This window comes from Cyanobium sp. ATX 6A2, from assembly GCF_024346355.1.
Taxonomy (GTDB): domain Bacteria; phylum Cyanobacteriota; class Cyanobacteriia; order PCC-6307; family Cyanobiaceae; genus NIES-981.
Genome location: NZ_JAGQCU010000003.1, coordinates 105,130 through 118,818, shown reverse-complemented (window position 1 = coordinate 118,818; position 13,689 = coordinate 105,130). Strand labels below are relative to the sequence as shown.

Annotated in this window: 13 protein-coding genes and 1 tRNA gene; 9 read left to right on the top strand and 5 right to left on the bottom strand. The window is 70.2% G+C overall.

The features are described 5' to 3' along the window. Positions 1–30 precede the first annotated feature (30 nt). Positions 31–1,995 (top strand): ribonuclease catalytic domain-containing protein, encoded by a 1,965-nt coding sequence (locus KBY96_RS04530; RefSeq protein WP_315859466.1) that lies wholly within the window; start codon positions 31–33, stop codon positions 1,993–1,995. Here KBY96_RS04530 and KBY96_RS04525 read toward each other — a convergent pair. Then, positions 1,968–3,845, bottom strand: coding sequence for an FAD-dependent oxidoreductase (locus KBY96_RS04525; protein WP_254978028.1), 1,878 nt, complete (start codon positions 3,843–3,845; stop codon positions 1,968–1,970). The genes KBY96_RS04530 and KBY96_RS04525 overlap by 28 nt on opposite strands. Before the next feature lie 152 nt (positions 3,846–3,997). Between KBY96_RS04525 and metG the strand changes: the two genes are divergently transcribed. Continuing rightward, entirely contained in the window at positions 3,998–5,569 is a 1,572-nt protein-coding gene (gene metG / locus KBY96_RS04520) for a methionine--tRNA ligase (RefSeq protein ID WP_254978027.1), read from the top strand. After that, positions 5,566–6,750 carry an LPS export ABC transporter periplasmic protein LptC gene (locus tag KBY96_RS04515; RefSeq protein WP_254978026.1) on the top strand — a complete coding sequence of 395 codons (1,185 nt, stop codon included), beginning with the start codon at positions 5,566–5,568 and terminating at the stop codon, positions 6,748–6,750. Before metG ends, KBY96_RS04515 begins: the two co-directional genes overlap by 4 nt. On the opposite strand, the gene KBY96_RS04510 is transcribed toward KBY96_RS04515, so the two are convergent. Further along, on the bottom strand, positions 6,698–7,351 hold the full coding sequence (locus KBY96_RS04510; RefSeq protein WP_254978025.1) for a cofactor assembly of complex C subunit B: 654 nt from the start codon (positions 7,349–7,351) through the stop codon (positions 6,698–6,700). The genes KBY96_RS04515 and KBY96_RS04510 overlap by 53 nt on opposite strands. Positions 7,352–7,412: 61 nt before the next feature. Between KBY96_RS04510 and psb32 the strand changes: the two genes are divergently transcribed. The 6 genes from psb32 to KBY96_RS04480 all read left to right on the top strand — a co-directional run bounded on the left by psb32 (position 7,413) and on the right by KBY96_RS04480 (position 11,737). Beyond that, positions 7,413–8,078, top strand: a complete 666-nt coding sequence (gene psb32 / locus KBY96_RS04505; RefSeq protein WP_254978024.1) for a photosystem II repair protein Psb32 — start codon at positions 7,413–7,415, stop codon at positions 8,076–8,078. A 22-nt stretch (positions 8,079–8,100) separates the two neighbouring features. Beyond that, positions 8,101–9,249 (top strand): proton extrusion protein PcxA, encoded by a 1,149-nt coding sequence (locus KBY96_RS04500; protein ID WP_254978023.1) that lies wholly within the window; start codon positions 8,101–8,103, stop codon positions 9,247–9,249. Then, on the top strand, positions 9,242–9,829 hold the full coding sequence (locus KBY96_RS04495; RefSeq protein WP_254978022.1) for a bifunctional adenosylcobinamide kinase/adenosylcobinamide-phosphate guanylyltransferase: 588 nt from the start codon (positions 9,242–9,244) through the stop codon (positions 9,827–9,829). Before KBY96_RS04500 ends, KBY96_RS04495 begins: the two co-directional genes overlap by 8 nt. 18 nt (positions 9,830–9,847) lie before the next feature. Beyond that, on the top strand, positions 9,848–10,333 hold the full coding sequence (locus tag KBY96_RS04490; RefSeq protein WP_254978021.1) for a tRNA (cytidine(34)-2'-O)-methyltransferase: 486 nt from the start codon (positions 9,848–9,850) through the stop codon (positions 10,331–10,333). A gap of 392 nt (positions 10,334–10,725) precedes the next feature. Beyond that, positions 10,726–11,646, top strand: a complete 921-nt coding sequence (locus tag KBY96_RS04485) for a peptidoglycan DD-metalloendopeptidase family protein (RefSeq protein WP_254978020.1) — start codon at positions 10,726–10,728, stop codon at positions 11,644–11,646. 17 nt (positions 11,647–11,663) lie between these two features. After that, positions 11,664–11,737: transfer RNA gene (locus tag KBY96_RS04480), tRNA-Met, on the top strand. Between the two features lie 44 nt (positions 11,738–11,781). Here the strand turns inward: KBY96_RS04480 and KBY96_RS04475 are convergent. The 3 genes from KBY96_RS04475 to KBY96_RS04465 are packed head-to-tail and all read right to left on the bottom strand — an operon-like array spanning position 11,782 to position 13,603. Beyond that, complete coding sequence (locus tag KBY96_RS04475) at positions 11,782–12,228, bottom strand: OsmC family protein (RefSeq protein WP_254978019.1); 447 nt, start codon at positions 12,226–12,228, stop codon at positions 11,782–11,784. Beyond that, a complete protein-coding gene (locus KBY96_RS04470; RefSeq protein ID WP_254978155.1) occupies positions 12,225–13,064 on the bottom strand; it encodes a sulfite exporter TauE/SafE family protein in 840 nt (279 codons plus the stop codon). Before KBY96_RS04470 ends, KBY96_RS04475 begins: the two co-directional genes overlap by 4 nt. Next, a complete protein-coding gene (locus KBY96_RS04465; protein WP_254978018.1) occupies positions 13,064–13,603 on the bottom strand; it encodes a rhodanese-like domain-containing protein in 540 nt (179 codons plus the stop codon). Before KBY96_RS04465 ends, KBY96_RS04470 begins: the two co-directional genes overlap by 1 nt. Positions 13,604–13,689 lie beyond the last annotated feature (86 nt).

The following is a 13,689-nucleotide window of genomic DNA, read 5'->3' as shown; positions in this document are numbered from 1 at the left end:
AGCGGTGAGCGCAGCCCCACCCTGGCTGTGGTGCTCAGTGCCCAGGGCACCAAGCTGCAGCTGGCGGTGGGCTGGTCGGCCAAGCCGCTGATCCTGCCGCGGCGGGACGTTCAGCCCATCTGCGCTCTGCCTCCAGCCGCATCGCCCCCGCCACGGCTGGGACTCGCCCCCTGGACGTTCAGTCAGGAGGATCTGACCGGAGTGGTGCCTGGCCCTCGCGACCTGGGCTCCGCCTGGTGGCTGCTGGTGGAGGCGTGTGGGGACGAACTCGGCCTGGCGTCCTGGTGCGATCTGGTGCTGGGTGGCCAGGACCCCCTGCAGCTTGCCGCCGGCTGGCTCTGGCTGCAGGGGCCCCAGTTCCTGTTCCGCCTGCGCCCCTCAGGCATCACTCCCCGCACCGCTTCCGAACTGCGCCAGTTGCGCCGCCAGCGCCGCCAGCAGGCCCTGCAGCGCCACCAGCAGCAGCTCTGGCATCGGGCCTTGCAGGCGCGGCAGCCGATCGTCGCCGAGGCCCTGACCACAGACCAACGCCGGGACCTTGAGCTGCTGCGGCGCTGGGCCGGCGAAGACACGGCCACCCCCCTGCCCGTCGAACTGCGCAAGGCGCTGCAGGCCGCCCACTGCCATGCCGACAGCGGCGGCATCCGTCACCTGCTGGTGGACCTCGGCCAGTGGCAGCGCCACCACCTGCCATCCCTGAGCCAGACCCCCTGGCAGCTCGGGTTCTCGCCCGCTCAGGAGGCGGAGGCCGAGCGCCTCCTGGCGCTCGCCGGCCAGGATCTGCCGGGGGATGCCGAGCGGGTGGATCTCAGTGGCCAGCACGTCGTGACCATCGACGACGAGGACACCCTGGATCTCGATGACGGGCTGGCACTGGAACCGGGCGCGGCGGGTCGCCCGCTGCTGTGGGTTCACGTGGCCGATCCCGGCCGGCTGGTGGCACCCGGCTCGCCGTTGGATCTGGAGGCACGGAGGCGGGGAACGAGTCTCTATCTGGCCCGGGGCACCCTGCCGATGTTCCCTCCCCAGCTCAGCAACGGACCCTTCAGCCTGCGGGCCGGCCAGCGCTGTGCCGCCTGGAGCCTCTGGGTGGACCTCGACGACGACGGTGCCGTGGCCGCCAGCGGCCTCTGCCGCAGCTGGGTTGCACCCAGCTACCGGCTCTCCTACAGCGACGCCGACGACCTGATCGAGCTGGCCCCGCCCCAGGAGCGGCAGCTGGCCGAGCTGCAGGCGCTGCTGCAGCGCCGCCGGGCCTGGCGCCAGGCCCGGGGGGCCCTGCTGCTGGACCAGCCGGAGGGCCGCATCCGCGAACAGGACGGCGCTCCGGAACTGGAGATCAGCGAGCCGGGCCCCGCCCGACAACTCGTTGCCGAGGCGATGATCCTGGCCGGTGCGGTGGTGGCCGAGCACGGCCGCCGGCACGGGCTGGCCCTGCCGTACCGCAGCCAGCCCACCGCGGAGCTGCCTCCGGCCCACGTGCTGGAGGCCCTGCCCCCGGGGCCGGTGCGCCACGCGGCGATCAAGGCCTGCCTCAGCCGCGGGCACACCGGCTGCGCCCCCGCTCCCCACTTCAGCCTGGGACTACCGGCCTACGTGCAGGCCACCTCCCCGATCCGCCGCTACGGCGATCTGCTGGTGCAGCGCCAGCTCCTGGCCCTGGAGCGGGGGGAGGAGCCGCTCGACGCGGCGGCCATGCTTGCCCTGCTGGACGAGCTGGACGGCCCCGCCCGCCAGGCGGTGCAGATCAGCCGCGAGGATCAGCGCCATTGGCAGCAGGTGTGGTTCGAGGCCCACCGCGGCCAGCAGTGGGCCTGCTGCTTCCTGCGCTGGTTGCGGGCCCAGGACCGGCTCGCCTTGGTGCATGTGGAGGATCTGGCGATGGATCTGCCCGCCCTTGCCCCGGAGGGAGCCGAGCCGGCCACGCCCCTGCTGCTGCGGGTGCAGCAGGTGGATCCGCTACGCGATCAGCTGCGGCTCGTGGCCGGCGCCTGAAGCCGCGTCACCCGCAACCAGGGCCCCCAGGGGTTGGCCACAGCCAACAGCCGCACAGGGCCTTCTGCAGCAGCGTCCGCTTCCTGCCCGAGCCAGTGATGCACGGCCGGCTCCAGGGTGATCAGGGGCCAGCTCCGGGATGCTCCGGCAGGGGAGTCGGCCCCGGTTTCGAGGCGGAACCCACCCTGGCCGTCGCCCACCAGGGCACCGCTCCAGAGCTGCTCGTGGACTGTGGCCGGGGCCTGGGTCGGGTCCAGGTCGGCCTCCAGAGCCCCGGGGCGCTTCTGACTTCCGGCCAACTCCCCCCTGACATCCAGCAGGCCGGGATCGTCGAGCACCGCCTGCTGGCGCCGCCGCCAGGCGGGGTGGTGCCAGGGGGTGTCCCAGAGGGGCAGGGGAGCGGCCGGTGCCAAAGCATCGGCGATCAGGGCCTGCTGCAGGTCCCGCACCGGCAGCTCGGCCGGCGAGCAACCGCGCTGAAGGCAGAGGGCCGCCGCCAGCCCGGCCGCCTGGCCGATGTTGAGGATCAGCGGCTGCAGCCGGGTGGCGCCGTTGGCCATGTGGCTTACGCTGAAGCACTTGTCGGCCGCCAGCAGGTTGCTGGTGTCGCGGCTCACCAGGGCGCCATAGGGAATCGTGAAGGGCGTGCCGCTCCAGCGCCCGCCCCAGCGGCAGCTCTTGGGGGCCAGGGGCCAGTCGGCTCCGGGGTAGTGGTGGTCGTTGGCGTAGTTGCCCACGGCGATGGCGTCCAGCGCCCCCCCATCGCCGCCGAGGGGCGCGATGCAGGCCCCGGACCCGGCGGGGAGCAGGTGCTGCTCGGTCACGGTCACCAGCCCCTCGAGCCGGCGCCCCTCGCGCCAGTAGGGCATCAACGCCAGGGGTGAGGGGCCCTCCAGGGCAGCTGCCCCAGCGGCCTGGGGGAAGACCGGCGCCGGCTCCAGCCAGCCGGCGCTGGCCTGCTCCAGGGCCGCCGCGAAGGCCAGGCTGTGCTCCTGCATGGCGGCGAACAGCTGGGCTTCGGCGTCAGCGGCGGCGGCAGCGGTGCAGCCAGCGCTGCTGAAGGCCCGCTCCAGGCCGCTGTGCCAGTCGTTGCCGTGCAGGGGCCAGTTGAGCATCACCAGATCCCCCGGCAGGCGGCCGTAGGTGATCGTGCGCTCCAGGCCGAAGGCCTCCGTGGCCGCCGCGAAGGGCGCCGCCGGATGTGGGGCCGGATCGGGGCAACGGCGGTCGTGCCGCAGCCGGCCCATCGCCACCCAGGTGGGTGACTGCACCGGCTGCTGGGTGAAGAACGGCTCGGCGGCCAGGCGTGAGGCCGGCGGCGCGCTGGGCTCCTGCCAGAGCTCACGGCTCTCCCAACCGAAGCGGTGGGCGCTGCCGGCCAGGGCCATCAGCTCGCCCCGGTCGCTGCCGTCGATGGCCAGCTGGGGCGCCACGGTGATCGCCTTGCCCCACCGTTCCAGCTCCAGCAGGGCGATGCGATCGCCGCGCCGGCACACCGCCCGCAGCCGACAGTGGGGCCACCACTCCACCCCCGCGGCCTGCAGCCAGCGGCGCAGGATGGCCTCGGCCCTGGCCGGCCGGTAGCCGAAGCAGCTCACCCAGTTGTGGTCGAGCCCTTCGGGCTCTTCCGCCGCCAACTGGCGCAGCAGTGCTCCCCAGAGGCCGGTCTGCCAGGGGCTGAGTTCGTTGCCGTCGGGACAGCAGACACCGGCGGCACTCACCATGCCTCCCAGCCAGGGGCCCGGGGTGAGCAGCAGGGTGCGAGCGCCGGCGCGACCGGCCTGGATCGCCGCTGCCGCCCCTCCCGTGCCACCTCCCCACACCACCACGGGCAGCTGTTGGTCAGACATGGCACATCGGCGGGGTGGAGGCAGGTGATGGGTAGGATCCAGCTCAGGCGCCGGATTCCCGGGATCGGCTTGCGAGCGGCAGGGCCGGAACTCGTTACACCCCAGGGCGCCGTGATGGCGGCCGGGCGCGCCTGCTGGCCATCGACCGCCGCATGTCCTACACCCTCACCACCCCCCTCTACTACGCCAACGACCGGGCGCACCTGGGCAGCACCTACACCACCCTGGCCTGCGATGCGATCGCCCGCCACCGGCGCCTGCGGGGGGAGCGGGTGACCTTCATCACCGGCTGCGATGAGCACGGTCAGAAGATTCAGCGCACCGCCGAGGCCGCCGGTTTCAGCCCCCAGGCCCACTGCGACGCGGTGAGCGAGGGCTATCGCGCTCTCTGGAGCCGCTGGCAGATCAGCCACGACCGCTTCATCCGCACCAGCGATCCCCGCCACCGCCTGCTGGTGGAGCAGTTCTTTGCACGGGTGGAGGCCTCCGGTGATGTGCTGGAGGGCCGCCAGCAGGGCTGGTATTGCGTGGCCTGTGAGGAATTCAAGGACGACCCCCACGAGTCCGAGGATCCGGAGTGTCCGATTCACCGCCGGCCCCTGGAGTGGCGCGACGAGCTGAACCTGTTCTTCCGTCTGTCCCGTTACCAGCAAGCGATCGAGGAGCTGATCCGCCGGCCGGGCTTCATCACCCCGGCCAGTCGCCGCCGGGAGGTGGAGAACTTCGTGGCCCAGGGCCTGCGCGACTTCTCCATCTCCAGGGTGGATCTGCCCTGGGGCATTCCCGTGCCGGGCCATGCCGGCCACACCTTCTATGTGTGGTTCGACGCCTTGCTCGGCTACCTCACCGCCCTGCTCGAGCCGGACGAACCGGTGCTGCTGGACACGATCCTGCAGCGCGGCTGGCCCGCCCAGTTGCACGTGATCGGCAAGGACATCCTCCGCTTCCATGCCGTCTACTGGCCGGCGATGCTGCTCTCCGCCGGCCTGCCGCTCCCCGAACGGGTGTTCGGCCATGGCTTCCTCACCCGTGAGGGCCAGAAGATGGGGAAATCCCTGGGCAACGTGCTCGATCCGGAGCTGCTGCTGGAGCGCTGCGGCCGCGATGCCGTGCGCTGGTACCTGCTGCGCGACATCCCCTTCGGCGATGACGGCGATTTCCAGCAGCAGCGCTTCACCGACCTGGTGAACAGTGATCTGGCCAACACGATCGGCAACCTGCTCAACCGCACCAGCTCCATGGCGCGTAAGTGGTTCGCCGCCGCCGTGCCGCCCGCCGGTGCCGGAGGCGACGATCGCCACCCGCTGGCGCAGGCGGCCAACCAGGCGGCTGAGGCGGTGAATGGAGGCCTGGAGGGGCTCGACTTCCGTGCCGCCGCCGAGGCGATCCTGCAGCTGGCCAACACCGCCAACGGCTACCTCAACGACCAGGCCCCCTGGAAGGCGATGAAGCAGCCCGCACAGGAAGCTGCGGTCGCCGCCGATCTCTATGCCGTGCTCGAAGCCAGCCGCTGGCTGGCGGTGCTGCTGGCGCCCCTGCTGCCGGAGCTGTCCGCGCGCATGCTGGCTCAGCTGGGCCAGGAGCCCTTCAACTCCAGCGGCCATGGCGAGCAGCAACCCAGTGACTGGGTGGTCGCCCTGCGTTGGGGTGTGCTCGCCAGTGGCGCGCCCCTGCCCGATCCGGAGCCGGTGATGCAGCGCCTCGAACTCGACGCCCCGCTGTGAGCCGCCCGCGGGCCGGAAGCCCCGCCAGCGTGCTGCTGGCGTTCACCCTGCTGGGCTGTGCAGCCCCACCACAGAGCGAGGAGCCGGCTCAGCCGTTCGTGTTCCGGGCCCTCAATCTGCGCCGCCAGGATCAGCAGGGCCGCCCACTCTGGGAGCTGAGCAGCCCGGAAACCCGCTACGACCTCAGCCGCAAGCTGGCCCAGTCGCGCGACCTCACCGGCGTGCTCTATGAACAGGGCAAGCCGCTCTATCGCTTTTCAGCCGCCAACGGGGTGGTTCTCAACGACGGTGAACTGGTGCAGCTGGAGGGTCCGATCCAGCTGGAACGCCTCGATAAGGAGCTTCCGCTGGTGCTCACGGGCCTGCGACTGCGCTGGTATCCGGCCCAGGAGCGCATGGAGATCGATCGCGATCCCAAGGCCACCAGCGCCGACCTGGAGCTCAGCGCCGGGCTGGCCCGCTTTCTGATCGACAAAGACCGGCTGGAACTGCGCCGGAGCCCCCTGCTGCGCCAGGGCGGTGAGCAACCGCTGCGCCTGAGCCTCGAGGAGCTCGACTGGTCGCCGGGCAGCGGCCTGCTGCAGGGCCGGGGCCCGATCCTGGGCCAGCGCCAGCTGGGGGACGGCCTGGTGCAGCGGCTCACCTCCCCCGGTTTCAGCGGCAACACCAACGAGCAGACCATCGACCTGCAGGCCCCGGTGCGGTTGGACGATCCCCAGCGCCAGGCTGTGATCGACGCCCGGGCGACCCGCCTTGATCTCGGCCGTCGCCAGGCCACCAGCAGCGCGCCCTTCCAGGGCCACTACGGCCCGATCCGCTTCAGCGGTGGCGGCTTCCGTCTTGATGCCCTCAGCGAGATCCTGCAGGTGCAGAACGGCTGCAGGCTGCAGCAGCCGGGCGAGCAGCTGCAGGCGGCCCGCTGCCGCTGGAACTGGGGCGCTGGCACGGTGGAGGCCAGCGGCTCGGTGGTGCTGCGCCGGGAGGCCAACGGACTGGAAACCACGGCCGAGCGACTGGTTGGCCGCATCGGCGACGACGGCTTCGCGGAGTTCAGCAGCCCCGGCGGCGGCCGCGTGCGCAGCGAGCTGAGGCTGCCCGGCACCGCCGAGGGAAGCGACGCCGGCCCCCTCAGGCCGGATCGGGATCACCGCCAGCAGCGTCCGCCAGCATTTCAGCTGTGAGCCGCCGGGCCCAGCCCTCCGTCCAGGTGAGATCGCTGCGACTGAAGCAGCGGGCCGACCACCCGCCCAGCAGCACCACGCCCTGGTCCGCCAGGGGCTGCACCAGCACCGCCGGCAGTCCCGGCAGCAGGGCCTCGAATTCATCCCGGCCGGGGTAGATCTCCAGGTTCACCAGCGAAATCGCCTGCTGGCGCTCCAGGGCGCGGCGGCAGATCGGCCCGGGGCTGAACGTCGCCTCCGCCAGCAGGCCGCGGCGCAGCAGCACCCGGCCCCGCCACCACACCAGCACCACCGCCGCCGGACTGGCGGTGAGCAGCATCTGGCTGCCCCAGCCCAGTTCCTGCCGCAGCGGCTCCCGCAGATCGGCGACCAGTTCCAGCCCCTCTCGGCCCTGCAGGCTGGCCCGGCCGGCCGCCTCCGGCACGGCCCGGGTCCAGAGCACCGCCACCAGCATCAGGCCCACCGCCAGCAGGGCCGCCAGCACACCGGCGCGGGTGAGGGCGGGATCCTGGGCACCAGCGGTGAGCTGGTTGGTCACCACCAGCATCAAACCGGCCACCCCCACTCCGAGGCTCAGCCTGGCTGGCGGCGGCAGGGCCATGGCGGCGACGGGACAGAGCGGACTGCAGGCGGCAAACTAGGGCCAGCTGCGCCCCAGGCCGTTGTTCCGCTCTTCGCTGCTGGCCGCCCTGGCGGCTTTGCTGTTGCTCCTCGCCCCGTGCGGCTCCGCCATGGCGCTGTCGGTGGTCGACTTTCCCTCCACCGCCCCGGAGGACCGCGTGACCGATACGGCCGGCGTGCTCAGCCGCGCCGCCAGCTCCGAAGTGGCACGCGAGCTGGAGAGTTTCCAGGCCGAGCGCGTGGATGCCCGGCTGGTGACGGTGAATCAGCTCGACTACGGCCTGGCCCTGCCGGAGCTGGGCCGCCAGCTGCTGGCGCGCTGGCGCGATCCGGCCGCCGCCGCTGGCCAGCTGTTGTTCCTGCTCGACAGCCAGACCAATAGTGCCGCTGTGGTGAGTTCCGAGGATCTGAGTACCCAGCTCAGCCCCGCCCTGCTGCGCAGCACGGGCCGCAGCACCATGGCGGTGCCGATTCGCGACGGGGCGCGTTACCGACAGGCCAGCCTCGATGGCATCAGCCGGGTGCTCACCGTGTTGCAGGGTGGTGAGGATCCTGGTGAGCCGGTGATGGCCACTGTGGTCGCGGTCCAGAGCAACATTCCCAGCCGGGAGGAGACAGAGGCCAGCAGTGCCTTCACCTGGGTGGTGGTGCTGTTGGTGGTGGGCACGATTGTGCCCATGCTCACCTGGTGGGTGTTCTCCCGTTGATGCCAATCCTGTTATCCCATCCATGGGTCTGAACGATTGGCTGGGCACCTTCAGCAGGGCCCAGAACAGTCAGATCAGTCGTGATCTGCAGCGGGCCATACAGGCCGCCCGCACGATCGAGGCGATCGAGCGCGACCACTTCAACGCCCGATCGGTGCAGCTCGATCAGCAGCTGCCCCTGCCGCGCGCCGCCCAGGTGCAGCTGCACCGCCGTTTTCAGGCGGCTCTGGAGGTGTGCCGCGCCTCCCTCGCTGCCCTGGAGGATCACCGCCAGGTCCTCGGCCCCGATGCCCAGCGCCAGCTGCTGGTCGTGGAAGCGGTGCTGGAGCGCTACGACCCCGCCCGCCAGCGCTCCCCCACGGCCCTCTCCCGATCACCGGAGCTGCTGCCGCGCAGCCTGATCGGCGTGCTGGATCGCTTCCGCCGTCAGCTCGATCCCGCTGCCGAGGTGAACCTGCTGGAAGGCTTCCGGCGGCGGCGGGACGCCACGCTGGTGTCGCTGCGCATCCTGCTGTTGCTGGTGCTGGTGCCGCTGCTGGTGCAACAGCTCAGCCGCGCCCTGGTGGTGTCGCCGCTGGTAGACCGATTCGCCCCCGACACCCCCTTTCTCACCTATCCCAAACCAGCACTGGAGGAGGAGGCCGTGGAGAAACTGCGGGTGTTCAAGGAAGAAGTGGAATTCGATGCCCTGCTGCGTGGCAAGCCGGTGCCTGAAGCGCAGCAGATGCAGGGCTTGCTGGCCGAACGGGCCCAGCTGCTGAAGGAGGAGGCCGACCAGCGCAGTTCCGAAGCGGTGAAGAACGTGCTGGCCGATGTGGGAGGCCTGCTTGGCTTTGTGTTGATGTGCCTGCTTGGTCGCCGTGAAATCAAGGTACTGCGAGCATTTCTCGATGAGCTCGTCTATGGCCTCAGCGACAGTGCCAAGGCCTTTGCCATCATTCTGTTCACCGATGTATTCGTGGGTTTCCATAGCCCGGAAGGCTGGACAGTGCTGCTCAATGGCGTGGCGCATCACCTGGGATTGCCGGCCCGCGAAAACTTCATTATGCTCTTTATTGCCACCTTCCCAGTTGTGCTGGCAACGGTCTTCAAATATTGGATCTTCCGCTATCTCAACCGAGTCTCGCCCTCCTCGGTGGCCACGTTGCGCACCATGAACGGCGGTGGCTGAGGCCCTGCCCATCAGTGAGGCCCTGCCCATGAATGAGGCCTGGCACCTGGAGCTGATCACCGGTCCGGCCCGCAGCGGCAAGAGCCGTTGGGCCGAACACCGGGCCAGCGGCAGTGACCGAACGGTGCACTACCTGGCCACCGGCCCCGAGCTGCCCGACGACCCCCAGTGGCAGGTGCGCCTGGCCCGGCACCGCCGCCGCCGACCTGCCAGCTGGCACTGCCAAGAGGTGGGTGCGGGGCTGGCGGCGGCCCTGTTGGCCCTGCCGCCCGCTGATCTGGCCCTGGTGGATTCCCTCGGCACCTGGGTGAGCTGGGGGCTGGAGCTCGATGACCTGCCCTGGAGCACGGAGGTCGACGCCCTGCTGGCCAGCCTCGCGGCCCGCTGCGCACCGGTGCTGCTGGTGAGCGAGCAGACAGGCTGGGGAGTGGTTCCGCCCACCGCCATCGGCGGCCGCTTCCGGGATCGCCTCGGCGCCCTGGAGGAGCTGCTCAGTGGCCATTGCCGCCATCTCTGGCTGGTGGTGGCAGGCCGTGCCATCGATCTGCTGGCCCTCAGCCAGCCGGTGCCCCGCAGCTGACCTCCCGTCGCCACGTCCATGCCCCAGGTGGTGCTTTACCAGCCCCAGATTCCGCCCAACACCGGCAACGTGGCGCGCACCTGTGCCGCCACGGGCCAGGAGCTGCACCTAGTGGAGCCGCTGGGCTTTGAGATCAGCGACCGCACCCTGCGACGCGCCGGTCTCGACTACTGGCCCTGGGTGCCCCTGCACCGTCACCCCAACTGGCAGCAGTTTCAAGACGAACGGCAGCGGCGGGGCGGTCGCCTGGTGGCTCTCAGCGCCCACGGGCGCAGCAGCTATGCCAGCTTCGCCTTCGCTGCCGATGACTGGCTGCTGTTCGGCCGCGAAACCGAGGGCCTGCCGCCGGCGCTGCTGGCGGAGGCCGACAGTTGCCTGACGATTCCCATGGCCCGCTCCCGGCATCATTCGGGCGGCGGTGTGCGCAGCCTCAACCTGGCCACGGCCACTGCGGTGGTGCTGTTTGAGGCCCTGCGCCAGTTGGGGGAGCTGGCGCAGTCCTGAGCCCCCCCCCCCCCCAGCACAAGTGCCGTGGCAGCTGCAGTCTGCCCTGAACTTGCTGCTCCCCAATCCATCCGCTACTGTCTGCGCGGTCCAGGGATGCAGGCTTCTCCACTGGGCTTTGTCGTTTGGGGACAGATTGAATGAAGCCAAAACACGCACTTCATACCGGTTTGCTACTTCTCCTGCCTGGAGTTGTTGCTATCCCCGCCATCGGTGTCGCTGTTTCCCAGCGGAACCCCGAAGAGTTGCCGCTCGACCAGCGGCTGCTTTCCGTTCCATCCGGCTTGGCAGCCCCCGTCGTCAGCAACCTCTCCACCGCGCCGCTTGCAACCCCTGAGGCGGCAGCACAGGTGGAACCCCCCCTGACCCGCAGTCCCCTGTCCAGCAGTCCCATGTCGGACGGGGAGCTGTTGGCGGGCCTGCCGTCCACCGATCGCCTCTGGGTGCGCGTTCGTCAGCCGGTGAGTGTGGCCGACCTGTCGCGGCAGATGGGGCTGCAGAGCCAGTCCCTGGCCAATCTCAATGACGTGGGCACCAGCCACCGCTTCCAGAGCGGTGAGTGGGTGGTGCTGCCCAACCAGCAGAGCCAGGCGGCTCAGCGCATCGCCTCCCTCGACAACACCGATGTGCGCCGCACGCCGCCGCTGCCCAGCGCTCCACCGCCGGTGCAGACCAAAGGGGTTGTCCGCCTGGGTGACTCCCTGCTGCAGATCGCGCAGCGCTACGGGATCACCATGCAGGAGTTGGTGCGCTTCAATCCCGGCCTGGACACCGCCAGGCTGGTGGCCGGAACTGAGATCAAGCTGGTCCAGTCGGCCCCGGTGCGTCAGCGTGCCGTGCTCGGCCTGAGGCCCAGCACCAGCGGCGGCCTGAGCTGGCCCGACCAACCGAACCTCGGCCAACCCCAGCAGCCCTTTCATGATCACGGTGCCCACACCTGGATCTGGCCCACCAGCGGGGTGTTCACCTCTGGCTACGGCTGGCGCTGGGGCCGCATGCACCGCGGCATCGACATGGCCAACAACGTCGGTACCCCGATCAAGGCTGCCCGCACTGGGCGCGTGGTGTTTTCCGGCTGGAACTCGGGTGGCTTCGGCTATCTGGTGACCCTGCAGCATCCCGATGGCAGCCGTTCCCTCTATGCCCACAACAGCCGTCTGATGGTGAGCGCCGGGCAGGAGGTGCGCCAGGGCACGGTGATCGCCCTGATGGGCAGCACCGGCAACAGCACTGGTCCTCACCTGCACTTCGAAATCCATCCAGCTGGCGGCAGTGCTGTGAATCCGCTCACCTTCCTGCCACCCCGCGCCTGATACACTCCACACACCGCGGCTCGGTAGCTCAGCTGGTTAGAGCGTGGGATTCATAACCCCAAGGTCGGGAGTTCAAGTCTCCCCCGAGCCATTTCGGTGTGCTTCATCATCGGATCACAGCAATCATCTGTGCTGTCATCTGATCTGAATCGTGGTGATCTTCTCCACCCCTTCCTGAAGGTTGCGCGATACCGGGCAGGCCTTCATCCGCTCCTGGATTCCAGCGATGTCGGCCTCTGATCCCTGTGCCGGCAGGCCTCTTCCATCCCCCGCATCCAACTGCACATGGAACGTGCCGATCACGCTCTTCAGGATCCAGTCCTGAGTGGCCGTGACGGAAAACTCCGCCTCCACCCGTGCCAGGGGAAGCTGGCGCTCACGGGCATTGGCCACCAGGTAGTAGTGCTGACAGAGCAGCAGGGAGATCAGGTAGATCCGGAACCCTGGCATGGTGAGGCTGAGGTTCTGAGGCTCCCAGTTGTCCTCAGCGTTCAACCACTGCACAGCCAGATCGGTGCTGGTGCGCTCGGGGGCCGGGTGCTGGCTCTGCAGCCGGAAGCGGAACTGTCGGGTGCTGGTCATGGCGAAGGGGACGTGACAGGGGAGGGAATGGAGACAGGAGCAGGGCGGGTGGCCTCGGCTGCCGGGATCTGACGGCGCCATGCCTCCACGCCGGTGAGCAGCGCAGAACCCAGCAGCAGGGCTGAGAATCCCTGACGCAGCCGCAGCTCCGGCAGGTGGGGGGCCAGCCACTGGCCGGCCCCCCCCCCCACGGCCCCGCCGAGCAGCAGGGGGATCAGCAGCGGCAGCACCTCCCTGGGCCAGTGGCCGAGGGCCAGCAGGGCCACCAGAGCATTGCTGGCAATCAGCAGCAGGCTGGTGCCGCTGGCCACGGCCATCGGCAGACCCGCCAGCAGCACCAGAGCAGGCACGATGGCGAAGCCACCGCCCACGCCGGCGATGCCGGTGAGCAGTCCCACCAGCACCCCCTGCAGGGCCAGGGGCCCAACCCGCCCCTTGGGCTCGGGCTTGAGGGCACCCTCCACCAGGGCGGCACGACGGGTGAGCAGCCAGGCGGCCAGCAACGCCGCCGCCGTGAACAGGGCCAGCTGCAGGGGCTCGGGGATCACGCCCGCCTTCACCAGCGATCCGCCGACCCAGCTGCCAGCGAGGGCCGGTACCCCCAGCAGCAGGGCGGGGCGGGGTGCGACCCAGCCCCGCCGCAGATAGGGGGGGGTGTTGGCCAGGGCGAGCAGCCCCACCACGATCAACGACAGGGGCACGGCCTCACGGGTGGGCAGCCCGGCCCCGCTCACCAGCAGTGGCAACAGCAGGATCGACCCGCCAGCACCGAGCACGGCCAACAGAAAGCCGATCAGCGTCCCGCCGCCCAGCAGCAGGGCCGAGCTGGCGTCGATCACAGGGAGATCCGGTTCCAGGGCATGGCCGCCAGCAGACGGGCCATGCCACAGAAGCCGCTGATCCCCGCGAACACCAGGCCCGCTCCCACGATCCAGCTGAGCAGGATCCAGACCGGCGCCACCGTGGCATGGAGGAGCAGCCCGAGCAGCACCAGCGAGCCGGCGGCGATCTGCACCTGGCGCATCAGTGGCAGCGGCGCTCCCTTGAGCCGGCGCAGTGCCAGGCCGGCCTGCTCCCACGACGGCACGCCGCCCTCCAGGTCGGTCACCGGCTGGGCGTGGCCCTGGGCCTGCAGCATCCGCACGGCACGGCTGCTGCGGTTGCCGCTCTGACACACGAGCACCAGGGGCCCCTGGGGCAGAACGGCCTGGGGGAGTCGGGTCAGGGGGATGTTGAGGCTGCCGTCGATGTGACCGGAGGCGTACTCCACCGGTTCGCGCACGTCGATCACCGTCACCTCACGGTTGGCGAGCTGCTCGGCGAGGGTGTGGGCCGACACGCTGCTGGCGTGCTGCATGGATCGGGTGGTGGTCATGGGGATGGCGATCGCTTGGCGATCGGGCAACGATGTGGATGGACAGAACGTGGAAACGGGAGCCCCGGCCTCAGCCGGGGCTGGGG